Annotated in this window: 23 protein-coding genes; 16 read left to right on the plus strand and 7 right to left on the minus strand. The window is 34.5% G+C overall.

Annotated elements, in window-relative coordinates:
* Positions 1-242 precede the first annotated feature (242 nt).
* From ACM55F_RS06630 to amaB, 3 genes are all read left to right on the plus strand, one after another.
* Complete coding sequence (locus tag ACM55F_RS06630; RefSeq protein ID WP_416853000.1) at positions 243-1,352, plus strand: endonuclease/exonuclease/phosphatase family protein; 1,110 nt, start codon at positions 243-245, stop codon at positions 1,350-1,352.
* A 186-nt stretch (positions 1,353-1,538) separates the two neighbouring features.
* Positions 1,539-2,078: a 3-hydroxyanthranilate 3,4-dioxygenase gene (locus tag ACM55F_RS06635; protein ID WP_416853001.1), complete on the plus strand. Its 540-nt coding sequence runs from the start codon at positions 1,539-1,541 to the stop codon at positions 2,076-2,078.
* 324 nt (positions 2,079-2,402) lie between these two features.
* Entirely contained in the window at positions 2,403-3,956 is a 1,554-nt protein-coding gene (gene amaB / locus ACM55F_RS06640) for an L-piperidine-6-carboxylate dehydrogenase (protein ID WP_416853002.1), read from the plus strand.
* A 117-nt stretch (positions 3,957-4,073) separates the two neighbouring features.
* Here the strand turns inward: amaB and ACM55F_RS06645 are convergent, their stop codons facing one another.
* Both ACM55F_RS06645 and ACM55F_RS06650 read right to left on the minus strand, forming a co-directional pair.
* The gene (locus ACM55F_RS06645; protein ID WP_416853003.1) at positions 4,074-4,568 is read right to left on the minus strand and encodes a DUF6646 family protein; all 495 of its coding nucleotides are present in this window, start codon (positions 4,566-4,568) and stop codon (positions 4,074-4,076) included.
* A 42-nt stretch (positions 4,569-4,610) separates the two neighbouring features.
* Positions 4,611-5,336: a metallophosphoesterase family protein gene (locus tag ACM55F_RS06650; protein WP_416853004.1), complete on the minus strand. Its 726-nt coding sequence runs from the start codon at positions 5,334-5,336 to the stop codon at positions 4,611-4,613.
* A gap of 591 nt (positions 5,337-5,927) precedes the next feature.
* On the opposite strand from ACM55F_RS06650, the gene ACM55F_RS06655 reads away from it, so the two are divergent.
* A complete protein-coding gene (locus ACM55F_RS06655; RefSeq protein WP_416853006.1) occupies positions 5,928-6,704 on the plus strand; it encodes an alpha/beta hydrolase in 777 nt (258 codons plus the stop codon).
* 20 nt (positions 6,705-6,724) lie between these two features.
* Here ACM55F_RS06655 and ACM55F_RS06660 read toward each other — a convergent pair whose 3' ends face one another.
* The 3 genes from ACM55F_RS06660 to ACM55F_RS06670 form a co-directional block, all read right to left on the minus strand.
* A complete protein-coding gene (locus tag ACM55F_RS06660) occupies positions 6,725-7,864 on the minus strand; it encodes an ATP-binding protein (RefSeq protein WP_416853007.1) in 1,140 nt (379 codons plus the stop codon).
* An 84-nt stretch (positions 7,865-7,948) separates the two neighbouring features.
* Entirely contained in the window at positions 7,949-8,704 is a 756-nt protein-coding gene (locus tag ACM55F_RS06665) for an SDR family NAD(P)-dependent oxidoreductase (RefSeq protein ID WP_416853008.1), read from the minus strand.
* A gap of 57 nt (positions 8,705-8,761) precedes the next feature.
* Positions 8,762-9,634, minus strand: a complete 873-nt coding sequence (locus ACM55F_RS06670) for an aldo/keto reductase (protein ID WP_416853009.1) — start codon at positions 9,632-9,634, stop codon at positions 8,762-8,764.
* Positions 9,635-9,846: 212 nt separating this feature from the next.
* Between ACM55F_RS06670 and ACM55F_RS06675 the strand changes: the two genes are divergently transcribed.
* From ACM55F_RS06675 to ACM55F_RS06715, 9 genes are all read left to right on the plus strand, one after another.
* A complete protein-coding gene (locus tag ACM55F_RS06675) occupies positions 9,847-10,851 on the plus strand; it encodes an AAA family ATPase (RefSeq protein ID WP_131990630.1) in 1,005 nt (334 codons plus the stop codon).
* A gap of 125 nt (positions 10,852-10,976) precedes the next feature.
* A complete protein-coding gene (locus ACM55F_RS06680; RefSeq protein ID WP_416853010.1) occupies positions 10,977-11,840 on the plus strand; it encodes a DUF58 domain-containing protein in 864 nt (287 codons plus the stop codon).
* Positions 11,841-11,937: 97 nt separating this feature from the next.
* Positions 11,938-12,297, plus strand: coding sequence for a four helix bundle protein (locus ACM55F_RS06685; RefSeq protein WP_416853011.1), 360 nt, complete (start codon positions 11,938-11,940; stop codon positions 12,295-12,297).
* A 102-nt stretch (positions 12,298-12,399) separates the two neighbouring features.
* A complete protein-coding gene (locus tag ACM55F_RS06690; protein WP_416853012.1) occupies positions 12,400-14,031 on the plus strand; it encodes a hypothetical protein in 1,632 nt (543 codons plus the stop codon).
* Complete coding sequence (locus ACM55F_RS06695; RefSeq protein WP_416853013.1) at positions 14,031-15,032, plus strand: vWA domain-containing protein; 1,002 nt, start codon at positions 14,031-14,033, stop codon at positions 15,030-15,032. The genes ACM55F_RS06690 and ACM55F_RS06695 overlap by 1 nt, the downstream gene beginning before the upstream one ends.
* A gap of 141 nt (positions 15,033-15,173) precedes the next feature.
* Entirely contained in the window at positions 15,174-16,205 is a 1,032-nt protein-coding gene (locus tag ACM55F_RS06700; protein ID WP_416853014.1) for a VWA domain-containing protein, read from the plus strand.
* Positions 16,206-16,292: 87 nt separating this feature from the next.
* Positions 16,293-17,045 carry a tetratricopeptide repeat protein gene (locus tag ACM55F_RS06705; RefSeq protein ID WP_416853015.1) on the plus strand — a complete coding sequence of 251 codons (753 nt, stop codon included), beginning with the start codon at positions 16,293-16,295 and terminating at the stop codon, positions 17,043-17,045.
* Between the two features lie 20 nt (positions 17,046-17,065).
* Positions 17,066-18,820, plus strand: a complete 1,755-nt coding sequence (locus ACM55F_RS06710; RefSeq protein ID WP_416853016.1) for a BatD family protein — start codon at positions 17,066-17,068, stop codon at positions 18,818-18,820.
* Positions 18,821-18,968: 148 nt separating this feature from the next.
* On the plus strand, positions 18,969-19,712 hold the full coding sequence (locus tag ACM55F_RS06715) for a tetratricopeptide repeat protein (protein WP_416853017.1): 744 nt from the start codon (positions 18,969-18,971) through the stop codon (positions 19,710-19,712).
* A gap of 139 nt (positions 19,713-19,851) precedes the next feature.
* On the opposite strand, the gene ACM55F_RS06720 is transcribed toward ACM55F_RS06715, so the two are convergent.
* Positions 19,852-20,355, minus strand: a complete 504-nt coding sequence (locus ACM55F_RS06720; protein ID WP_416853018.1) for a CvpA family protein — start codon at positions 20,353-20,355, stop codon at positions 19,852-19,854.
* Positions 20,356-20,499: 144 nt separating this feature from the next.
* Between ACM55F_RS06720 and ACM55F_RS06725 the strand changes: the two genes are divergently transcribed.
* The 3 genes from ACM55F_RS06725 (at position 20,500) to ACM55F_RS06735 (ending at position 22,734) form a co-directional block, all read left to right on the plus strand.
* Complete coding sequence (locus ACM55F_RS06725) at positions 20,500-20,856, plus strand: hypothetical protein (protein WP_291248106.1); 357 nt, start codon at positions 20,500-20,502, stop codon at positions 20,854-20,856.
* 228 nt (positions 20,857-21,084) lie between these two features.
* Positions 21,085-22,104, plus strand: coding sequence for a phenylalanine--tRNA ligase subunit alpha (gene pheS, locus ACM55F_RS06730; protein WP_416853019.1), 1,020 nt, complete (start codon positions 21,085-21,087; stop codon positions 22,102-22,104).
* A gap of 222 nt (positions 22,105-22,326) precedes the next feature.
* On the plus strand, positions 22,327-22,734 hold the full coding sequence (locus ACM55F_RS06735; RefSeq protein WP_416853020.1) for a hypothetical protein: 408 nt from the start codon (positions 22,327-22,329) through the stop codon (positions 22,732-22,734).
* Position 22,735: 1 nt separating this feature from the next.
* On the opposite strand, the gene ACM55F_RS06740 is transcribed toward ACM55F_RS06735, so the two are convergent.
* Positions 22,736-22,954 (minus strand): hypothetical protein, encoded by a 219-nt coding sequence (locus ACM55F_RS06740; RefSeq protein ID WP_416853021.1) that lies wholly within the window; start codon positions 22,952-22,954, stop codon positions 22,736-22,738.
* Positions 22,955-22,971 lie beyond the last annotated feature (17 nt).

The raw sequence follows: 22,971 nt of genomic DNA on the forward strand, positions 1-22,971 counted from the left end.
ATTGTAAAACAAAAATAAGAAATAGGAATTTATATAAAACGAAATTTTTGTTTATAAAAGTAAATGGGGTAGCATGCATGTTTATTGCTTTTTTCTAAAATAAATCAAATAATAAGGCTTTGAAGACTAAAACAAAGATAGACAATTACAAAATAATTTTAAGTTCCATCTTCAAATGACTATTTTTACAATAAACGATAAAGTTAGGGAATAAAGCTATGACTAAAAATAAATTTGTACTTATGAGAATTACCCGCCTGATTCCTTTATTGTTTTTGTTTTTTCCACTAATAAAATCGAATGCCCAGCAAAAAAAATATCTGATTCATACCGTTGCATTCTATAATTTCGAAAATCTTTTCGATACAATTAATGACCTTAAAACTAATGATGAAGAATGGACACCAACAGGATTGCAGCGCTGGACTTTTCAAAAATACCAAAAGAAACTGGAAAACTTGGCAAAAGTTTTATCCGAAATAGGTTCTGCCGAAAATCCCGTTGCTCCCACATTTATTGGAGGTTGTGAAATTGAAAATAGAGGTGTTCTGGAAGATTTAATCAAGCAACCCAAACTTATTGATAAAGATTACGGAATAATACATTTTGATTCTCCTGATAAAAGAGGAATAGACGTGGCTTTATTGTATCAAAAAAAGCAGTTTCAACCTACAAGTTACACTAGCATTCCCTTGTATGTTTATAGAAATAACCCAAAAACGACAGCAATTTTAAAAACAGAATCCGAAGAAAAAACGGATGATGTTATGCAAATTAGCACACAAAATTATCGGGTTTATACTAGGGATCAACTTTTGGTAACTGGATTTCTGGATGGTGAAGAGATTAATATCATCGTCAATCACTGGCCGTCGCGATCAGGAGGTGAGAAAAAATCAAGCCCGTTTAGGGAAGCTGCAGGCACTTTGAACAAGAAAATAATAGATTCTCTGCAAAGAATAAAGCCAAATGCAAAAATCATTACACTTGGTGATTTAAATGATGGGCCCTATAATAAAAGTGTTAAAGTGGCGCTTGGCGCAAAAGCAAAAAAGACCGATGTTTCTCCTCTTGGAATTTACAATCCGTTCGAAGAGATGGCAAAAAATGGAATGGGAACTCTTGCTCATCGGGATGCATGGGATATTTTCGACCAAATCATGGTTTCACAATCCTTATTGGTTACGGATTATTCGTCTTTCAGGTATTGGAAAGCAGGAATTTACAATAAATCATTTCTCATACAAACCACTGGCCAGTACAAGGGATATCCATTGCGACATTCCGCCGTCGAAGTAGGATTTAGCGATCATTTTCCAGTTTATATTTATTTAATTAAGGAAAAAAGGTAGTTTGCGATTATTTATTCAACATAATAGTTTGACTTTTTTTCTAACCATTTAAGGCATTTAAGAAAATGTAAATTAGTAGTCAACATCATTATTTATTACAATTTATATGACCTTATATTTCTTATATGGTTAAATGATTTCATCTATTTTTTAATTTCATAACTTTACATTTAAAAATTAGATAAAATGGCAATAGCAAAACCTTTCAACCTCAATAAATGGATAGACGAAAACCGTCATCTACTGAAACCACCAGTTGGCAATAGAAATTTATACAGAGAATCCGGTGATTATATCGTGATGATTGTTGCGGGTCCAAACGCCCGAAAAGACTATCATTATAACGAAACGGAAGAATTATTTTACCAACTCGAAGGTTCCATAAAAGTGATTATTCAGGAAGATGGTGAGCGTAAGGAAATGGAACTCCATGGCGGCGACATGTACCTTCATCCTGCAAAAGTTCCACATTCTCCAGTGCGTTCGGAAGGTTCAATAGGTTTGGTAATCGAAAGAAAACGTGCAGGAAAAGGATATACTGATGGTTTATTGTGGTTTTGCGATAATTGCAACCATAAATTACACGAAGTTTATTTTGAACTGCATAATATCGAAAAAGACTTTCTGCCACATTTTGAACAATTCTATAATTCAGAAAAGTTAAGAACGTGCGAAAAATGCGGTACCGTCATGGAAACCGACGCAAGATTTGTAGCCCAAAAATAAATTACACTAAATCTTCTCCAGAGTATATTTATAATATGAAGCTATTTCCCGCTGTACGTTCTATCTTTTATGGCTTAAAGAAAGCCACAAAAGGATGCCACTTCCATCGGGGCTAGAGAAACCGCATCGGATCACTTTTTCATTCTGACGAAGGAGAAATTCATTCAAGGGATAATTTATAACGGTCTTTAGCTTGATTATTAGGACAAATGAAGTGTGAAATTTCAATAGGAAGCAACAAAATAAAAGCAGCAATCTTTAGTATTTCAGGTTAAAACAATATATTTGTAAAAAAATATAACAATTTTTAATAAAAAAGTTACAATGATAACAATAGCAGATCAATTCGGAATGAAAGAGGCATTGGCGCAATTGGGTGTAAAAGCCATAAATGAAGGAACATCAACAGGAATAAACCATTTTTCAAATGGGGAAATTCTGGAAAGTTATTCACCAGTTGACGGTCAATTAATAGCATCAGTAAAAACTTCAACTGCCGCCGACTATGAAAAAGTAATGCAAACTGCAACCGAAGCTTTTAAAACATTCAGATTGATGCCAGCGCCACAACGTGGTGAAATTGTGCGTCAGTTTGGAGATAAATTACGTAAAAATAAAGAAGCTTTAGGCAAATTGGTTTCCTACGAAATGGGAAAATCATTGCAGGAAGGATATGGAGAAGTTCAGGAAATGATTGATATCTGTGATTTTGCAGTTGGATTATCCAGACAATTACACGGATTGACCATGCATTCAGAACGTCCGGGACATAGAATGTACGAGCAATACCACCCAATGGGGGTTGTTGGAATAATTTCGGCATTCAATTTTCCAGTGGCGGTTTGGGCTTGGAATACAGCATTAGCTTGGATTTGCGGAGATGTTTGCGTTTGGAAACCTTCAGAGAAAACACCACTTTGCGGAATTGCCTGTCAAAACATAATTGCCGAAGTAATCAAAGAAAACAATCTTCCGGAAGGAATTTCTTGTTTGATAAACGGAGATTATAAAGTAGGTGAACTGATGACCAATGATAAACGTGTACCGTTAATTTCTGCAACAGGTTCCACTCGTATGGGAAAAATCGTGGCACAAGCTGTTGCGGGTCGTCTAGGAAAATCATTATTGGAATTAGGCGGAAACAATGCAATAATTGTGACACCTGATGCTGATATTAAAATGACGGTTATCGGCTCTGTTTTTGGAGCAGTGGGAACGGCAGGACAACGCTGTACGTCAACTCGTCGTTTAATCATTCACGAAAGTATTTACGATAAAGTAAAAGACGCTATTGTTTCGGCTTACAAGCAATTGCGTATCGGAAATCCATTAGACGAAAACAATCATGTTGGTCCGGTAATTGACAAACATGCTGTGGAAATGTACAACAAAGCACTAGAAAAAGTAGTTGCCGAAGGCGGGAAAATCCTTGTGGAAGGAGGCATTCTTTCGGGTGAAGGATACGAAAGTGGCTGTTATGTAAAACCAGCGATTGCAGAAGCTGATAACAGTTTTGAAATCGTTCAACACGAAACTTTTGCCCCAGTTTTATACTTACTAAAATATTCGGGTTCTGTAGAAGATGCTATTGCTATTCAAAACGGAGTGGCGCAAGGATTGTCATCTGCTATTATGACGAACAATTTGCGTGAAGCAGAACTTTTCTTATCCGTTACAGGTTCTGATTGTGGAATTGCAAACGTAAATATAGGAACTTCAGGTGCTGAGATCGGTGGAGCTTTTGGCGGAGAAAAAGAAACAGGTGGTGGACGTGAGTCTGGTTCTGATGCTTGGAAAATCTACATGAGAAGACAAACCAATACAATCAATTACACAACGAGTTTGCCATTGGCACAAGGAATAAAATTTGATTTGTAGGATAACAAATAATAATAAACTAAAAAAGGCAGTTTGAAAGTTATATTTCAAATTGCCTTTTTTTATTTTATAAACTGCTTCGTGAACTTCACGAGAAATCTTTGTGCTTAAACCATTCTACATATTAAACGAAGCACCAATATTAAACGTAAATTGGTTGTTTAAATGATTAAAAACTTCAGAATTTTTATTGTATTTTGCAATTGGGAAACCAGCTTCGGAATAAATACCAAATCCTTCTGAAAAGAAATAGCGCATACCAACGTGTCCGCCAAAGTTTCTAAGACCTAAATTCAATCCTGGGTAAAAATCTAATTTCTCATCTACTTTTAGAACGTTTCCAAGATTTGCATTAATTCTAAATTTAGCATCAAAACGATCTTTGAATTCTGGTTTTTCACCTAAAACTTCTTTTACGCCCAATAAATAAGACCCAACAAATCCGTAAGATAAGTTTTCGCCAATTCCAAAATCACTAGATACTTGAATTCCTGTTCCTCCGTTTTGAATATTAGCTCCAACATTAAACTTTGCATCACCTTTTCCTTTAAAAGCTTGTGCGTTTATCAAGCCAAATGAAAGTATTAATGACAATGTAATAATCTTTTTCATAATCTTAAAATTTTATTTTACGGCAAAAGTAACTTAAATAAACTAATTCCTACCTTTTTCACTTGGATATAAAGTCGGTAAAGGTTCACTCTGCCAGAATTCTTTTGTATCAACATCCATAATAGTTAAAGGACCTTTGAAAGCAGCGCCTGTGTCTATATTCCAAATACAGGCCATTTGAACCGGAGTGGTTTCACCAATTCGTGAAACAGGTGTGTGACCAATGTAAATTTCATTGTATAATGTGAGTCGTTTGGGATATAATAAATTATCAGATTTGAGGTTTTTATCCAATGCCAAAGCAGTTTCCCACAAGGTTCTGTCCCAATAAAAAAGTTTTGGGAAATATTCAAAATCTATGCCATTCATATTGGTAAAACCAGCGTGAATAAACAAACGGTTTTGTTCATCAAGATAAAAATTTTCTAAAGACTGCAGGAATTCAATATGTTTTTTCTTGGTCTCCGCATTAGTCTTTTCATACGCTATAACCGTTGCTTCGCCTCCATGTTTGTACCATAAAAGATTGTCTTTGCTGTCATTAAGCCAGTGCAAGAGTAATTCATCGTGATTGCCGCGAATAAAAACACAATTGTTTTTATCGTTCAATTCAATTAAATAATCGATTACTTGTGGGGATTGGCTCCAGCCATCAACATAATCTCCCAGAAAGATTAAGGTATCTTTTGTAGTTACGTTGGCTCTTTCCATAATTTGGTGTAGCGCATGCAAACCACCGTGTATATCGCCTATGACGAGTGTTCTCATTTCTTGTTATCTCAAATTGTTCTTTTACAAAAATAGCAGAAAAACCGTATTGTTTTTATATTTTTTTGTTCCAATAGGAGTTATTGAGGCTGAAAGAAATGGGAGCGGTTTCCTAAAAATATTTTTTAAACTCGTTAGGCATTTTATTTATTGGTTTTATCATTACTCTTTGACGAAACTCTTTTGATAAATCAGGTATTGTTTTGGTGCGATAATCAAGCTATTTATTTGAAATTAAATAGGTTGGTTTCAATAATTTAAATTTAAATTAGTAATTTAGCACCACAAAAAATCACTGTTTTTGGTGATGGTTTGATAAAATATTTTAGGTTATTTTTACAAAAAATTTAAAAACGTATAAGATGAATGCAGTTCTCGCTTTGTTGCTTCTATTGACCAGTTTTGTATGTCAAGTGATAAATGAATTCCTAGTTTGGTTAGCGGCTTTGTGGTCGTAATACTATCATGAGCAATCAATAGTTCATTTTATTTTTATTACACATTCTATTGATCTTCCTCAGAATTTCCAAACCATCTAATATGGATTTAAATTTTATCTTTTTTTATAAAAGATAAAATTTCAAAATAAACATGAAAATATACCTGCAAATATTATTTTTATTTCTTCTAATCAGTTGTATTTCAAATAAAAATATAACGAATGCTAAAAGTGTAAATCAAAATTTTGAGGTTAAGTTAGACAGTGCAACTTGGGTTGACACTTCGAGAAAACGGTTAATTCCTGTTGCATTTTATTTGCCAAAGACAAACGAAAAAATTGCAAATCAAAAAGTGGTAGTTGTCAGTCACGGTTATGCAGAAAATAAGCCTGGAGCCAATAAAGGCTATTCCTATTTGACTAAAAAGTTAGCTTCAAAAGGATATTTTGTAGTAAGTATCCAGCATGAATTACCTACGGATGATTTGCTGCCTTTAACAGGGATTCCTCAAGTTGTTCGGAGATCAAATTGGGAAAGAGGCGTTGAGAATATCCTATTTGTTATTAAAAAACTGAAAATAACAAATCCAGATTTAGATTATAAACATTTAATTCTAATCGGGCATTCGAATGGAGGAGATATGACGGTTTTATTTACCCATAAATACCCAAATTTAGTTGATAAAACAATTTCGTTAGACAACCGCAGAATGGAATTGCCCAGAACTTCTCTACCTAAAATCTACTCGCTTCGTTCCAGCGATCAGCCTGCTGATAAAGGAGTTTTGCCTACTCTTACTGAGCAGGAAAAGTTTGGAATAAAAATCATTAAACTCACCAATACCATTCACAATGATATGAATGACAGAGGAAATAAAAGGCAAAAAAGAGAAATTAATACGTATATAATGGGTTTTCTTACTGAATAAAATCTATAAAATAATTGTATTCACTGCACATCATATTTCATTTTCCTCAAAATCCGCAACGCTTCTTTGAACGACAAATACACTTGGGTGAAAGGTTTTATCAGTGTTTTTGCATCAATCAGTTTTTGTTTGGCTTCTTCAAAACCGTTGAGGTAACAAATCATGAATGTTGAGGGTAAATTCTCTAAATCTTTGTGTTCCCGCTCGGTTAATGAAAGTCCTTTTTTTAGTTTGTTCAGCAAAGAAATGTTGGCATTATAAATATGAAATAACATTTTTTTGTTGAATTCAGGCGGTTGAAAAAGCATTTCTCTTTCAATTTTATAATAGCCATTGTCATGAAAATGAATCGTTTGTTTTTCTAAAGGATAATAACTCGTTTTGTCGTTCAAACCCAAAGGAACATACTCAATAATAGTAAAAGTATCTTCGTCAGAAGTGATTTCGACAACATCCTGAGCCGAATAAAATAGCTTGATTTGTTCATTGATCAGTTCAATATCTACACGGGACAAATACGTTTTATCACGGGATTTTTTGGCAATTCCTGCCCAACAAATCACAAACAATTCCTTGAACACTTTATATTTTGGCGACATGTCTTTGTGCCGAAAATTCATGAAATCTATCACGCCATCAAGTGTGTATTCGATGCTGTTTCTAGAATTATTTTCGATTCCAATTACGGTTTCTGTGTTCTGGTAATTTTTTTCGATTTCGCCTTCCACCGGCATCGTATTACTGCCGCGTCTTATGAAAACGCTGTTGACAGGAATGGTATGAATTCCTTTTTTGAAATAGGAAGTGTTGTTTTTTGGTTTGATGGTCACTAATCCTATCACTTTATCCTTTGGCAAATTTGGGAACGGTACATTTTCGTACTGGATTTTTGGTGGATTTTCCAGATATGCATTCACTAAATTCTGAATTCTGCTATCGTCAAAGAAATCATCGCCAACAATAGTATTGTCTTGATCTTCAACGCCTACGACGATGTAGGAATTGTTCGTGGGATTTGAATTAGATAAGGCGCAAATGTGTTTCAAAAACTTGGATTTTCCCTCTCGTGTATGCAAATTCAACTGCCGCTTTTTGTCATAAAAACTGCTTTCATCATTGTGAGCGAGAAGGTTTTTAATAAGAATGCGTTTGTTGATCATACAATTAGATTTTTAGATTTCTTAGACCGTTGGATTCTTAGACTCTCTAAATAATCTAAAAATCCAACAATCTAAAAATCAATTTTAAATATCTCTTTTTAAAATAGAGGGAGAAGCTTGTGCAGTTGGGAATACAATTAAGTCGGCAATATTTACATGATAAGGTCTGGAAACTACAAAATGGATGATATCAGCAATGTCTTCTGGTTGTAAGGCTTTAAAACCTTTATAAACATTGGCAGCTCTGTCTGTATCGCCTTTGAAACGCACTTCACTAAACTCGGTTTCTACCGCGCCCGGATGAATGGCACCAACGCGAATTCCAAAAGGATTTAAGTCCATGCGCATAGCTTGGTTTAGGGCGTCAACGGCATGTTTTGAAGCACAATACACATTCCCGTTTAGATACACTTCTTTTCCGGCGATAGAACCAATGTTGATAATATGACCTGCTTTTCGTTCTATCATTTGCGGGATTATTGCTTTCGAAACATACAAGAGTCCTTTTACATTGATATCAATCATCGCATCCCAATCCTCTAAATTTCCATTTTGAATGGAATCCAAACCGTGCGCATTTCCAGCATTGTTAATTAAAACATCAATTTTAGAAAATGCTTCCGGCAAGGAATTGATGCTTTCAAAAACGGCTTTTTTATCCCGAACATCAAATGATAAAGTATGAATTTCCGTAAATTCAGAAAGCTCTTTTGCAAGAGCAATTAATCGGTCTTCACGTCGTCCACAAAGAATAATTTTATAATTGTTTTTGGCTAATATTTGTGCTGTTGCTTTGCCAATTCCGCTGGTAGCACCAGTCACTAAGGCTGTTTTGCTCATAATTTTTTTTCTGTTTTGCTATCATCTGTTTTCTTTTCTTTACAATCTTCAACCTGATTATGGTACATTATTCCCCATACTTTCTGACCAGATAGCAAACCAATCTTCTTTTTCTAATTTTAATTCAACCGCTTTCATTAATGCTTGAATTCTTGCCACATTTACAGTTCCGGCAATTGGAATAACTTGTGCAGGATGTTGTAAAACCCAAGAGAGCAAAATGGTGTCGGAGCCCAAATGATATTTTGAAACTAATGTTGCCAATAATTTTTTTAATCGGTGGGTTTGGGGAATATCTTCTCTGAAAACACATCCCAAAGGATTCCATGACATAGGACGAATGTGATTCATTTGCATGTAATCAAAACTTCCGTCAAGCATCGGTTCGAAGTTGGTAGCCGAAAATTGTATTTGATTGTAGCTGATTTCCGTTTTCTGACGAATCAATTCTGTTTGCCAAGCGGTAAAATTAGAAAGTCCAAAATCAATAATTTTCCCGTCCGATTTTAGTTTCAAAACGGCTTCGGCAATTTCATCGGCTTGCATCAGGGGACTTGGTCTGTGAAGCAAGAATACATCTAAATAGTCAGTGTGTAAATTTTTTAAGGAGTTTTCAACAGACCAAATGATGTAGTCTTTGGAATAATCATAATGTTTTATAGTGTTCATACGGTTTTCCGTCACCATTTGGATGCCACATTTAGATACCAGTTGCATTTTTTCTCTGGCTATTTTACTGGAAGCAAAAGCTTTTCCAAAATCGGATTCGGTGGTATAATCACCATATATATCGGCATGATCAAAGGTGGTTATTTTATTTTCTAAACAGAGATTAATCATGTTTTCCATTTCTTTGGTATTGAGATTTTTATCCCAAATTCCCCAATTCATGACGCCTGCAACAATAGGTGATAATTTTGTTTTATTCATGGTTTTTATTTTTTATTGAAATGCTTAATTCTTCGATTTCAAAATATATTTTTCAAAGTTCTTAAAAATAGGTAAATTCTATCATAATTCATCCTTAAAATTAGGGCATTTGTCGAAGTTTTAACCATTTTTTAACATCTTACTTCTAAAAAAAAATTCAATTTGCACTCTCAAAAGGAAGGCATTAAATACACGGTTTTAAAAATAATAAAATGGAAGAAAATACAGCGACTTTAGACATCAGAGCAATCAATGAAAAAATTGAAAGAGAGAGTGCTTTTATAGACCTTCTCACAATGGAAATGAACAAGGTTATCGTAGGTCAAAAGCACATGGTGGAGCGTTTATTAATCGGACTTTTGGGTCAGGGACACATTTTGTTGGAAGGTGTTCCGGGATTAGCAAAAACTTTAGCGATTAACACACTTTCACAAGCGGTACACGGATCTTTCAGTAGAATACAATTTACGCCTGACTTATTGCCTGCCGATGTTGTGGGAACCATGATTTACAACATTAAGCAAAATGAATTTTCGATAAAAAAAGGGCCAATTTTCGCTAATTTCGTCCTTGCCGATGAGATTAACCGTGCGCCTGCCAAAGTACAATCGGCATTGTTGGAAGCGATGCAAGAAAAGCAAGTGACTATCGGTGATACTACTTTCAAACTAGACAGACCGTTTTTAGTTTTAGCTACGCAAAATCCGATTGAGCAAGAAGGTACATACCAATTGCCGGAAGCGCAGGTCGATCGTTTCATGTTAAAAACAGTTATTGATTATCCAAAAATGGAAGACGAAAGATTAGTGATTCGTCAAAACCTAAAAGGAAGTTATGAAAAGGTAAATCCTGTTGTTTCAGTAGAGCAAATTTTGCGTGCTCAAGAAGCAGTTCGTGAAGTATATATGGATGAAAAAATAGAAAAGTACATACTTGATATCATTTTCGCTACCCGTTATCCGGAGAAATATAAATTGGCTGATTTGAAACCATTAATTAGTTTTGGAGCGTCGCCACGTGGAAGTATTAATTTGGCGAATGCCGCAAAATGTTACGCTTTTATCAAACGTCGCGGGTATGTAATTCCAGAAGATGTTCGTGCCGTAGTTCATGATGTGTTGCGTCACAGAATTGGAGTTACCTACGAAGCAGAAGCAGAAAATATTACTTCGGTAGATATCATCAACAAAATCGTAAACGAAGTAGAAGTACCTTAAATGATACGGCAGTGTTCAGTATTTAGTGATCATATGTAACTCTGAACGAAGTTGAAGACTTAAAACAATTTAAAACTTTGTGCCTTTGTGCCTTTGTGCCTTTGTGCCTTTGTGGCAAGAAAAAAATGGAAACAAAAGACCTCTTAAAAAAAGTACGAAAAATAGAAATTAAAACCCGAAGATTGAGCGATCACATCTTTTCGGGAGAGTATCATACTTCTTTCAAAGGACGTGGAATGACGTTCAGTGAAGTGCGCCAATACCAATATGGAGATGATATTCGAGCTATTGATTGGAATGTAACCGCACGTTATAATGAAGCACACGTTAAAGTTTTTGAAGAAGAACGTGAATTGACCATGATGTTAATGGTTGATATTTCAGGTTCGGAAAGTTTCGGTTCGAAAAACCAATTCAAAAAAGATATCGTTACCGAGATTGCTGCTACGATGGCTTTCTCAGCTACTCAAAACAACGACAAAATAGGTTTGATTTTGTTTTCAGATGAAATCGAATTGTATATTCCACCAAAAAAAGGTAGGTCACACGTACTGCGAATCATTCGGGAATTGATAGAATTCCAGCCTAAAAGCCGTAAAACAGATGTTGCCCAAGCCTTGAAGTTTTTATCAGGAACCCAAAAAAAGAAAGCCATTGTGTTTGTAATTTCTGATTTCATGTCGGAAGATTACGAGCAAACATTAAAAATAGCGTCTAAGAAACACGATATAACAGGGATCCGCGTATACGATATTCGGGAAGAAAAAATGCCAAATTTAGGTATGGTTTCTATGCTCGATGCCGAAACAGGAGAAATAGAATTGATTAATACTGGCTCAAAATCGGTGCGAATGAATTATGAAAAACAGTATTATGATAAAGTAAACTATTTTAAAGAAACATTCAGTAAATCAGGTTCGGGTGTAGTAAATACAAGAGTTGATGAAAGTTATGTGACGAAATTATTAAGCTATTTTAAATCGAGATAATGATTTCAGATTGAAGATTAACGATTTTTGATTTCAGATTTTGTTGAAGTGGAAAAATTGATTTTAGATTGGAGAAATAAAAATATAAAGTGAGTAAGTGAATAAACAAGAATTAGAAAATAGATTAATAGACTTTGCAGCAACGATAATAATTGTTGCAAGTAAATTTGAAAAAAACTATGCTGGAAATCATCTGGCAGGGCAAATAATTAGATCTGGAACTTCGCCTGCTTTAAATTATGGAGAAGCACAAAGCGCAGAAAGCACTAAAGATTTTATTCATAAAATGGGCATTTGTTTAAAAGAATTAAGAGAAAGCTTTGTGTGTTTAAAAATTATTGAAAAATCAAATTTAATATCGGATTTAAATAATTTATCGATTGCAAAAACAGAAGCCAATGAGTTAATTTCTATTTTCGTATCAAGTATTAAAACAGCTAAAACAAATCTGAAATAATTTTAGATTTTTGATGTAAAACGAATAGAAGTTTCGGGGACAAATCTGAAATCAAAAATCGTTAATCTGAAATCAAAAATCAAAAGGGTTCAATAATAAAAGATGAAAAAACAATTATACCTACTATTATTGCTGCTTTCTACGGCTGTTTTTGCGCAACAAAAACAAGTAGTTACAAGTATTGACACGATTAAAAATAAAATTGGAGCTGAATTTAAACTATCGATCAAAACGACTGTTGATACCTCTTCTAAAGTGATTTTCCCTAATCTGAAAAACATTGGAGCTTTAGAGATAATTCAGTCCTATCCTATTGATACCATCAAAACGGACGGCCGTTATGAATTAATTAAAAAATACGGTTTAACCCAGTTTGATTCCGGTAGATATGTTATTCCCAGTATAAAGATTTTCATCGACAGTAAACCTTATATGACGGATTCGCTTTTGGTTGAAGTGGCGAATGTTCAGGTTGATACTTTAAAACAGAAAATGTTCGATATTAAGGATATCGCTCCTGCGGACAATTCAATAGGAGATTGGTGGAAATATCTTTTGATTATCGCCTTGGTTGTTGGAATTGGAGTTTTGATTTATTGGGTTATTAAAAAACGTCAGCAAAAGAAATTACAAGAAGAAATTTATAAAACTCCAATAGAGAAAGCGACTAGTTTGCTGGATACTTTGGAGAAAAAAGAACTTTGGCAAAAAGGAGAAGTCAAAGCCTATTACAGTGAATTGACGGATATTGCCAGAAATTATATTGAAGAGGCGATTGAAATTCCAGCAATGGAAAGTACTACTTCGGAACTGATTCAGGGACTTAGAGCGGCTTCTGTCAAAAAGAAAATGACACTTTCACAGGAAACCATCGAAAATCTGGAACGTGTATTGAAACAAGCTGATTTAGTAAAATTTGCAAAATCTAAACCATTGGATTTTGAAATTACCGAAGACCGGAATAAGATTCAAAAAGCAATTCTGACATTGGATAATTCCATTCCGGTGGAAGTTCCGGTAGAAGAAGATACTTTATTGAATGAGGCACAAAGACAAAAACAGATACAAATTCAATTACAAAAAAAGAGGAATAAGCGTATCGTTACTGCAGTTGCTTCGGTTGTCTTTTTAGTGGTAGCAGTAACCACTTTTTTCATCGTTCTGAAAGGATTTGATTATGTAAAAGACAATATTTTTGGACATCCTACTAAAGAATTATTGGAGGGCGAATGGGTGAAAAGTGATTACGGAAATCCAGGCATTATTATAGAAACACCAAAAGTGTTGAAAAGAGTTGATTTGACCAAAACACTGCCTAGAAATGGGATGGCTTTAATTAAAGAGATGCAATCTTTTGCATATGGAAGTGTTGTAGATCCTTTTTACCTGATGGTTTCTACTTTAAAATACAAACAGGAGACAGAAATAGATTTGGCAAAATCAATGGACGGTGCGCTACAATCATTTGAAGCTCAAGGAGCCCAAAACATGATTGTTAAGCAAGAGGATTTTGAAACCAAAGAAGGAATTAAAGGATTGAAAGCCTACGGAACATTCTCGCAAATTGATGATGATAATAAAACAAGCGTTAAAATGTATTATGAAGCATTGTTGTTTAGTCAAGAAGGCGGATTGCAACAAATTTTACTCTTCCATGAAGAAGGGGATACGTATGCAAATGAAATATCAGAAAGAGTTTTGAACTCTGTCGAATTAAAACAAGCAAATAAATAATGGACAAAATAACTTTTTTAAACCCAGAATTTTTTTGGTTGTTTCTGTTGATTCCAGTTGCAATTGTTTGGTTGTTTTGGAAAAAAAACCAACAATCAGCGACGTTAAAAATAAGTTCATTACAGGGATTTAAAGGCACAACTTCTTATTTAACAAAGCTGAAACCAGTATTGAATGTGTTTCGAGTGTTGGCTTTATGTTCTTTGATTGTTGCAATGGCAAGACCAAGAACGGTTGATGTAAGCAACAAAACCAAAACTACCAAAGGAATCGATATTGTCATGGCAGTAGACGTTTCCGGAAGTATGCTTGCCAAAGATTTAAAACCAAACCGAATGGAAGCACTGAAAAGAGTAGCGGCCGATTTTGTTGAAGAACGACCAAATGATAGGATTGGATTGGTAGTTTATGCTTCGGAGGCGTATACAAAAACGCCTGTAACCAGTGATAAAGCAGTTATTCTGGATGCTATCAACAGTATAAAATACGATACTGTTTTACAAGACGGAACAGGAATAGGAATGGGATTAGCAACCGCTGTAAACCGTTTGAAAGACAGTAAGGCAAAGAGTAAAGTAATTATTCTTCTGACAGACGGAGTAAATAATGCTGGATTCATCGAACCGGAAACAGCATCTGATATCGCCAAACAATATGGAATTAAAGTATACACTGTAGGAATTGGAACCAATGGAATGGCAATGTTTCCTTATGCAGTGGCACCAAACGGACAGTTTTTATTCCAAATGATGAAGGTAGAGATTGACGAACAATTGATGAAAAATATCGCCAGAAAAACGGATGGAAAATATTTTAGAGCCACGAGCAATAGTAAATTAGCCGAGATTTACGCTTCAATCAATAAACTGGAAACCACAGAAATTGAGGAACTGAAATTCTATGATTATGATGAAAAATTCAGACCTTTTATTTGGTTTGCAGGGTTTTTGTTATTGCTTGAAATAGGATTACGTAATACGGTTTTTAAAAGCTTTATTTAGAATCCCCAGTCCTCTCGAAGCATCGGGACTCCCCGAAGGGAAGGGAGTCGGAATTGGAATATTGGAATTGAAATCATCAAGTTTAGAATTTAGATTTAGAGTAAAAATCTAAGATCAAAATTCAGAAATCTAAAATTAGAAATGGAATTAGACGAAAAAAAATATTTATACCTTCTTTTTATACTGCCCATTGTGGTGTTGGTTTTTCTGGTTAATTTATATTGGAAAAGAAAAAAACAACACGAATTTGGTGATTTAGAAATGGTGAAAAAACTAAGCCCGGAAAGCTCTGTTTTTAAACCAGTTTTGAAGTTAGTATTGTTATTACTGGCATTACTTGGATTGATTCTTGGATTGGTAAATCCAAAGATTGGAACTAAAATGGAAACCGTAAAACGAGAAGGAATTGACATCGTTTTTGTAATAGATGTGTCCAAAAGTATGCTGGCCGAGGATGTAGCGCCCAATCGTTTGGACAAAAGCAAGCAAATTGTTTCGCAAATTATCAATCAATTAGGGAGTGACAGAATAGGAATTGTCGCTTACGCCGGAAGTGCTTTTCCGGTATTGCCTATCACGACGGATTATAGTGTAGCAAAAATGTATTTGCAAAGCATGAATACGGATATGGTTTCCTCTGTGGGAACATCATTCAATGAAGCAATCAAACTATCAACGACTTATTTTGATGATAAAAAAACGAGTAAATTATTGATTATGATTTCCGATGGTGAAGACCATACCGAAGGAGCAGAAGCAGCAGCAGAAGAAGCTAGTAAATTAGGTGTAAAAATCATCACAATAGGAATAGGAACTGAAAAAGGAGGTACGATTCCATTGAAAAGAAACGGCATTGTAGAGAGTTTTAAAAGAGACAATAATAATGAGGTGGTAATAACGAAACTGGTTCCAGAAAGTTTAACGGCTATTGCAAAAGCTACTAAAGGTGGTTATATTAACGGGAATAATACCAAAGAAGTGCTGGAATATATCAAAAATGCTTTGGATAAAATCCAAAAAACAGAATTTGAAGCGACAGAAATGGCTGATTTTCAATCGCAGTTTCAATGGTTTTTAGGTTTTGCTTTTGTTTTCTTATTTCTGGATATTTTTCTTTTAGAAAGAAAAACAAGTTGGGTAAACAAATTGAATTTATTTAACGAGAATAAATAAAATATAAAGGGTAAAGTTTCTGGAAGACGCTCCTTTATTGGAACTAAAACAAAAAAATACTTTTGACGCTTACATTTAAAAAATAAAATGAAGAACTTAATTTTACATCTTTTATTACTCCTTTCTTTTGTTGTAAACGCCCAACAGAAAGACAGAATATTGCCTAAAGCAAATGAGGAATATGCTGAAAATAAATTTGTGGATGCCGAAGCTAATTATAGAATTTCGGATTCAAAATTTCCGAATAAAACGATTGCTCCGTACAATTTAGGAAATGCTATTTATAAGCAAAATCAAGTTGCCGAGGCAAAATTTGCTTACGCAAAAGCATTAAAAAACGCCAAATCAAGACCTGATAAACACCGAGCCTTTCATAATTTAGGAAATGTTTTCATGAAAGAAAAGGATTATACGCAAGCGGTGGAAGCCTATAAAAATGCATTGCGAAATGACCCTACAGATGAAGAAACCCGTTATAATTATGCTTTGGCAAAGAAAAAGCTAAAAGAAAATCCGCCAAAGGATGACAAAAAGAAAGACGACAAGAAAAGCGATAAGGATAAAGACAAGAAAAAGGACGACAAGAAAAAAGACGGCGACAAAGATAAAAAGGACGACAAAGATAAAGACAAGAAAGACGATAAAGGCGACAAGGATAAAGATAATAAAGGTCCTAAACCAAATGATAAAGGGGAACCAAAACCAGCACCAGGAGGAATCTCTAAAGAACGTTTAGAAAATCTTTTGGACGCGGTAAATAAGGAAGAAAAGAAAGTTCAGGATAAAGTGAATGCCCAAAAAGTAAAAGGAAAACCAATGAAAACGGAGAAAGATTGGTAATTCAATTAGATAGTTTGAAAATGAAAAAATTTATAGCAGTACTAGTTTTAATGGTGTGTAACTCACTTAGCGCTCAAGTACAATTTGAGGCGCGAGTAAGTAAGACCATACTAGGCTTAAACGAAAGACTTCGTATCGATTTTATAATGAATGTAGATGGGGACAACTTTAATCAGCCCTCTTTTGATGGGTTTAGAATTATTGCGGGACCCAGCCAACAGGTGAGTCAATCATGGGTAAATGGAAGAAGCTCCTTTGAGAAGGTATATTCTTATTTTCTGTTGCCAAATCAAAAAGGAACATTAGTTATCAAGCAGGCCGCCATAGAATACAATGGACAAATTTATAAAACGTCACCTGTAAAAATAAATGTTACCGCTGCAACGGAACAGCCAAGAGATCCTAACGATACAAGTGTTTCAGCAGATGATAATATTTATCTAGTTGCTGATATTTCTAAAACAAATCCGTACATAAACGAGCCGATTACGGTGGTTTATAAATTGTATTTCAGTTATAATATTGGAATTACTAATTGGAGAGAGTTAAACAAACCGAAGTACAACGATTTCTGGAGTCAGAACATTGACATCAAACAGCTTGTTGCTGAAGAAGGTATGTTTAAAGGGCAAAAATACCGGTATGTGGTATTAAGAAAAACCGTTTTATATCCGCAAAAATCCGGAAAGTTAACAATAGAGCCTTTGTCATTAGATATAGATGTGCAATTACCAACAAATCGTAGGGATATGTTTGGACGTGTGGTTGTTACAGAAGGAAACAAAAGAGTTTCTGCGGGAACAAAAACAATAACCGTTAAACCACTTCCTGAAGCAGGGAAACCGGAAGATTTCTCTGGAGCTGTTGGGAATTTTAGCTTTAAAGTAACGCCATCAAAAACCGATTTGAAAAACGGAGAAAGTCTTGATTTGGTTGTAAGTGTGACAGGAAAGGGAAATATGAAGTTATTCAGCTTGCCAAAACCGGTGGTGCCCAATGCACTGGAAATGTATGATGCAGTTCATAGTGAACAAGTGAATACGCCACTTTCGGGAATGTCAGGGAAGATTTCTGATAGTTATACTATTATACCACAGTACAAAGGGGAATATCCTGTAAAACCATTAAAATTTTCTTATTTTGATTTGGGTTCAGGAACCTATAAAACACTAAGTTCAAAAGAAATAATGATTAATGTTCTCGATGGTCCTACAGCCTCGGATGGTCCTACAGCGTCAAATTCAGGAGAGAATAAAAACAAAATAGGAAATGTTGAACAATTCAAATTCATCAAGTTAAAAAGCAATTTTTTGACTATAAATAAGAAGGATTTCTTTGGGTCTAATTTATTTTACGGATTGTTATTCTTCCCGTTTCTATTATTGCCTTTGATTGTATTATTCAAAAGGAAAAAAGAAGCTATTGATGGCGATATTACCGGAAATAGAATCCGAATGAATAATAGATTGGCAAAGAAATATTTATCGGAAGCAAAAAAGCAAATCAACAACAAAGAACTGTTTTACATTGCCCTTGAAAAAGCGATGCATAATTTCCTGAAAGCTAAATTGCATATTGAGACTTCAGAAATGAGCAAAGATAATATTCAACAACTTTTGTTGTCCCGAAATGCAAATCCAGAAGCGGTGAATGATTTTATTACACTTACAGAAAACTGTGAAGTTGCTCGATATGCACCATCTTCAAGTGTTACAATACAACAGGATTTTGATAAAGCGGTGTTTATAATCTCTGACTTAGAAAAACAGATTTAACGTACGGCCAAAAAGACGATAAAACACAAAGTAGATTGGAATTAATTATTTAATTTACATCTTATTTCGAAAATATAAAATAAACCTTGAGCCTTTGAGCCTTCGCGGCAAAAAGTAAAACAGTGCCTTCGTGGTAATAAAAATAGAAATGAAAAATATATTATACATACTCTTACTTTCGACCCAAGTTTTCTTTGCCCAAAATGGCTTTGAAAAAGGGAATGAATACTACGGAAAAGGGAAATACAATGAAGCGATTGCTGCTTATGAAAGTGTTTTGAAAGACAACAAGCATTCCTCAGAATTGTATTTTAATTTGGGAAATGCTTATTATAAATTGAATAAAGTAGCACCTTCTATTTATAATTATGAAAAAGCATTGGCGCTTGATCCAAATGATAGCGAAAGCAGTAACAACTTAAAATTTGCTCAAAAAAGAACTATTGATGAAATTAAAGTAATCCCTAAAGTTGGTTTTGGGAAACTGGTACGTGACTTTACGGGAATCTATCATTACAATACCTGGGCATGGATTTCAGTAGGTCTTGCAACCACATTCTTGTTGTTTTTTATTGGATATTATTTTTCACAAATTACGGTTTCCAAACGGATCTTCTTTTTTGGAATGTTTGTGCTTATTTTTCTAATTCTTATTAGTGTTTCGTCGGCAATTTTCGAAAAAAGTCATTTTGATACTGAAAAACCGGCTATTGTTTTTGCAGAAATTGCAGATGTAAAAAGCGAACCTAGAAATGGAGGTCCAGCAATTTTCGTACTGCACGAAGGCACTAAAGTGTATGTAGAGGAAATCATTGGAAAATGGAAAAAAGTGCAATTAACCGATGGAACTGAAGGTTGGATTGAGAGTAATGCGATTAGGGAAGTGAAGTAATAGTATTCAGTGTTCAGTCCCGACGCTTCGGGATTAGTGTTCAGTATTCAAATTGGAATAAATGAATTAGCAAACAATATTGGCTAATCGCTTTACAAAATCGAAACTTAAAACAGAGTGTCCACTTACTGAACACTGATTATTTCTTCTTCAAACCATCGTACCATTTTGCTATCGAAGGAAAAATATACCCTGCAGTTTTTTGAATTGGATTGTAAAATAGGGATTTGTCCAGCGTTTCTTTTTTGGCTAAAATATTATTGAAATTTATTTTTTCGAAAATTGTAAAGACAATACTTATTATTAAAATTGTTTTTAGTACCCGGAAGAAACCACCACCTAATTTATTCAACCAGCCTAAAAAGGCTAAATCTGCGATTCCAGTAAGGAATTTTCCCAAAAGCGTTATTCCGATCACAATAAGAATAAAAGTAAAAACAAAAGCAATCACTTGAATAGTTTGGGGACTCCAATGAACAAAGCCTGCCAATATTCCCTTGATGAAAGAGGAGAATTTTATGGCAAAATAAATTCCGGCTAACAAAGAAACCAAAGAAGCTAATTCTACAAAAAGTCCATTTCTAATGCCTTTATACAAAGCAAAAGCAAGAAAAACACCCAAAATAATATCTAAAAATCCCATGATAATTAATTAGTAAAAATAAAAGTGCAAATATAAAAGAATTGTTCAGTATCAATTGCCAATTAACAAGTTCTTATCTTTGTCCAAATAATTTTATGGTATATGAATTAATAACTCATGACTCATAACTCATAACTCATAAAAATGTCAAGAGACACGCAACTTAAAGAACGCTGGGAACAGCTTGTAAATATACTTTCCAATCAATTTTCCCAAGGAGAGGATTTAGATCTCGATGCTATCATTTATCTAATTGGAGTACAAGAACTCGGAAAAGTGCATAGCGAATACAAGAAAGACGAAAAACTAAATCTGATGCACATCGCGATTTGCAGGTTATTAGAGCCATATGGTTTCTACGAATTTGAGTTTTTTGATGAAGAAGGATGGCCACATTACAAAGTAAAAGAGGAATTGCCGCCATTAAAAGCAGGAGAACAATCGGTTTTAATGAAAGAAGCCATTGTGAATTATTTTATCGAAAGAGAACTTATAGATTAAACCATATTAAGGAATTAAGGAAATATAAGTTTTTTTCATAAAAACGGTTAGTTTATAAGCTCAGGCTTAAATGCTCTTACATTTCTTATATGGTTAAAAAAAATGATGTTTTAGTTTCTGTTATTGGACTAAGGGAACAATGTCACAATTTAGAACGGAAACTTTAAACTTTAAAGAGTATACTTGGAACAAATTTCCTAAATTTGCACTCTCAATTATTGGATGAAAATGATAGACAAGATAAAAGAATATATTGGTGAAGCACAAGCTTTCTCAACGCAAAACACAGCAGATTTAGAAGCATTCCGAATTAAATTTCTTGGAAGTAAAGGGCTTTTGAAAGATCTTTTTGCTGAATTCAAAAATGTTCCTAACGAACAAAAGAAAGAATTCGGTCAAGTAATCAATTTGCTTAAAACTTCTGCTGAGGATAAAGTAAAAACCATACAGGAAGCTTTAGAAAGTAAAGAAGAAATCAAAGGCTTTTATGGTGATTTGACGCGTTCGGCTGAACCAATAACTATTGGCTCTCGTCACCCTATTTCATTAGTAAAAAACCAAATTATAGACATCTTTTCGAACATTGGTTTCAACGTTTCTGAAGGTCCGGAAATCGAAGATGACTGGCATAATTTCACAGCATTAAACTTACCGGAATACCATCCGGCGCGTGACATGCAAGACACGTTTTTTATTCAAACAAATCCTGATATTTTGTTGCGCACGCACACATCATCCGTTCAGGTGCGTTACATGGAGGAAAATAAACCGCCAATTCGTACTATTTCTCCGGGAAGAGTTTTCCGTAATGAGGCTGTTTCGTCCCGTTCGCACTGTATCTTTCATCAAGTGGAAGGATTGTACATTGACAAAGACGTTTCTTTTGCCGACTTAAAACAAACACTTTTATATTTCACCAAAGAGATGTTCGGAAAATCAAAAATCCGTTTGCGTCCGTCTTATTTCCCGTTTACCGAGCCAAGTGCTGAGGTTGATATTTATTGGGGTCTAAAAACAGAAACCGATTACAGAATCACCAAAGGAACCGGTTGGTTAGAAATCATGGGTTGTGGAATGGTTGATCCTAACGTTTTGAAAAACTGTGGCATCAATCCTGACGAATACAACGGTTTTGCCTTCGGAATGGGAATTGAAAGAATCGCCATGTTGTTGTATCAGATCGGCGATATCCGTATGTTCTACGAAAATGATGTCCGTTTCTTGGAGCAATTTAAATCAAGTATATAGTCATTGCGAGGAACGGGTTCCATCTCATAACGATTTTGGACTTTAGTGCTTTTAGGAGCTATTTCCAGCTGTACACTATATCTTTTTCTGTCTAAAAAACCCAGAAAAAGGATGCCGTTTCCATCTGGGCTAGGGCATTTCGGTTCGCAAGAAACTTAAATTTTGAATACTAAAATAATAATTAATAATGAATGAAGAGATTGCTTCATTCTTCGCAATGACATGAAAAAAGACATCATCATCCCCGAAGTAGAAAACGTATTCCTTGCTGCAGTTCAGGAATGGAGTGACGATTTCATGGAGAAAGTATGGTATGCCTATTTAATAAATGATAGTGACTACCTTATAGAAAGCGTAATGGTCGTTTCCAAAGCTTTTGGAACCATAGACGGAGAAATGAAAAAAACCTCTCTTTTGCGTCATGCTTTTGTAGAAGTGCCGCCAGTTTCAGTGATTAAAATAGAAATGATAGAAAAAAGTGTTCTGGCACTTAACAATGAATTTATGTTGACTTATTTTATCGGAGATAAATTGCACGACAAAAAATTCATTTTCAAAGCGCATTCCATTCATGAGGATTTTGTAGAAGAAGTGCCTATTTTATTCGTTGATGGAGTTATCGTGAGATAAATTATTGTTTGTTGAGTCTTTTATTTTTAGATTTCCACGTGAAATAACCCAAAACAAAAATTCCAAGAACAATATAAGCACCAGCACGAATATAAAAGCTTGTTTTGGAAACCTGTTCTAAAAAAGGAACTTCTTTTATTTCAAATAAAATCATGAAGATGGTCATAAAAACACCCCAAATTCCGCCGGTTTTAATCTGATATTTCCATCTTTCGCTCATGACATTATGTGTTGATT

The sequence above is a fragment of the Flavobacterium melibiosi genome (genome assembly GCF_048158545.1).
GTDB lineage: Bacteria > Bacteroidota > Bacteroidia > Flavobacteriales > Flavobacteriaceae > Flavobacterium > Flavobacterium melibiosi.

Excerpts from the sequence above, each read along its gene's own strand:
- ACM55F_RS06630 (WP_416853000.1), top strand. The coding sequence starts at position 243 with ATGAGAATTACCCGCCTGATTCCTTTATTGTTTTTGTTTTTTCCACTA.
- ACM55F_RS06635 (WP_416853001.1), top strand. The coding sequence starts at position 1,539 with ATGGCAATAGCAAAACCTTTCAACCTCAATAAATGGATAGACGAAAAC.
- amaB (WP_416853002.1), top strand. The coding sequence starts at position 2,403 with ATGATAACAATAGCAGATCAATTCGGAATGAAAGAGGCATTGGCGCAA.
- ACM55F_RS06645 (WP_416853003.1), bottom strand. The coding sequence starts at position 4,568 with ATGAAAAAGATTATTACATTGTCATTAATACTTTCATTTGGCTTGATA.
- ACM55F_RS06650 (WP_416853004.1), bottom strand. The coding sequence starts at position 5,336 with ATGAGAACACTCGTCATAGGCGATATACACGGTGGTTTGCATGCGCTA.
- ACM55F_RS06655 (WP_416853006.1), top strand. The coding sequence starts at position 5,928 with ATGAAAATATACCTGCAAATATTATTTTTATTTCTTCTAATCAGTTGT.
- ACM55F_RS06660 (WP_416853007.1), bottom strand. The coding sequence starts at position 7,864 with ATGATCAACAAACGCATTCTTATTAAAAACCTTCTCGCTCACAATGAT.
- ACM55F_RS06665 (WP_416853008.1), bottom strand. The coding sequence starts at position 8,704 with ATGAGCAAAACAGCCTTAGTGACTGGTGCTACCAGCGGAATTGGCAAA.
- ACM55F_RS06670 (WP_416853009.1), bottom strand. The coding sequence starts at position 9,634 with ATGAATAAAACAAAATTATCACCTATTGTTGCAGGCGTCATGAATTGG.
- ACM55F_RS06675 (WP_131990630.1), top strand. The coding sequence starts at position 9,847 with ATGGAAGAAAATACAGCGACTTTAGACATCAGAGCAATCAATGAAAAA.
- ACM55F_RS06680 (WP_416853010.1), top strand. The coding sequence starts at position 10,977 with ATGGAAACAAAAGACCTCTTAAAAAAAGTACGAAAAATAGAAATTAAA.
- ACM55F_RS06690 (WP_416853012.1), top strand. The coding sequence starts at position 12,400 with ATGAAAAAACAATTATACCTACTATTATTGCTGCTTTCTACGGCTGTT.
- ACM55F_RS06695 (WP_416853013.1), top strand. The coding sequence starts at position 14,031 with ATGGACAAAATAACTTTTTTAAACCCAGAATTTTTTTGGTTGTTTCTG.
- ACM55F_RS06700 (WP_416853014.1), top strand. The coding sequence starts at position 15,174 with ATGGAATTAGACGAAAAAAAATATTTATACCTTCTTTTTATACTGCCC.
- ACM55F_RS06705 (WP_416853015.1), top strand. The coding sequence starts at position 16,293 with ATGAAGAACTTAATTTTACATCTTTTATTACTCCTTTCTTTTGTTGTA.
- ACM55F_RS06710 (WP_416853016.1), top strand. The coding sequence starts at position 17,066 with ATGAAAAAATTTATAGCAGTACTAGTTTTAATGGTGTGTAACTCACTT.
- ACM55F_RS06715 (WP_416853017.1), top strand. The coding sequence starts at position 18,969 with ATGAAAAATATATTATACATACTCTTACTTTCGACCCAAGTTTTCTTT.
- ACM55F_RS06720 (WP_416853018.1), bottom strand. The coding sequence starts at position 20,355 with ATGGGATTTTTAGATATTATTTTGGGTGTTTTTCTTGCTTTTGCTTTG.
- ACM55F_RS06725 (WP_291248106.1), top strand. The coding sequence starts at position 20,500 with ATGTCAAGAGACACGCAACTTAAAGAACGCTGGGAACAGCTTGTAAAT.
- pheS (WP_416853019.1), top strand. The coding sequence starts at position 21,085 with ATGATAGACAAGATAAAAGAATATATTGGTGAAGCACAAGCTTTCTCA.
- ACM55F_RS06735 (WP_416853020.1), top strand. The coding sequence starts at position 22,327 with ATGAAAAAAGACATCATCATCCCCGAAGTAGAAAACGTATTCCTTGCT.
- ACM55F_RS06740 (WP_416853021.1), bottom strand. The coding sequence starts at position 22,954 with ATGAGCGAAAGATGGAAATATCAGATTAAAACCGGCGGAATTTGGGGT.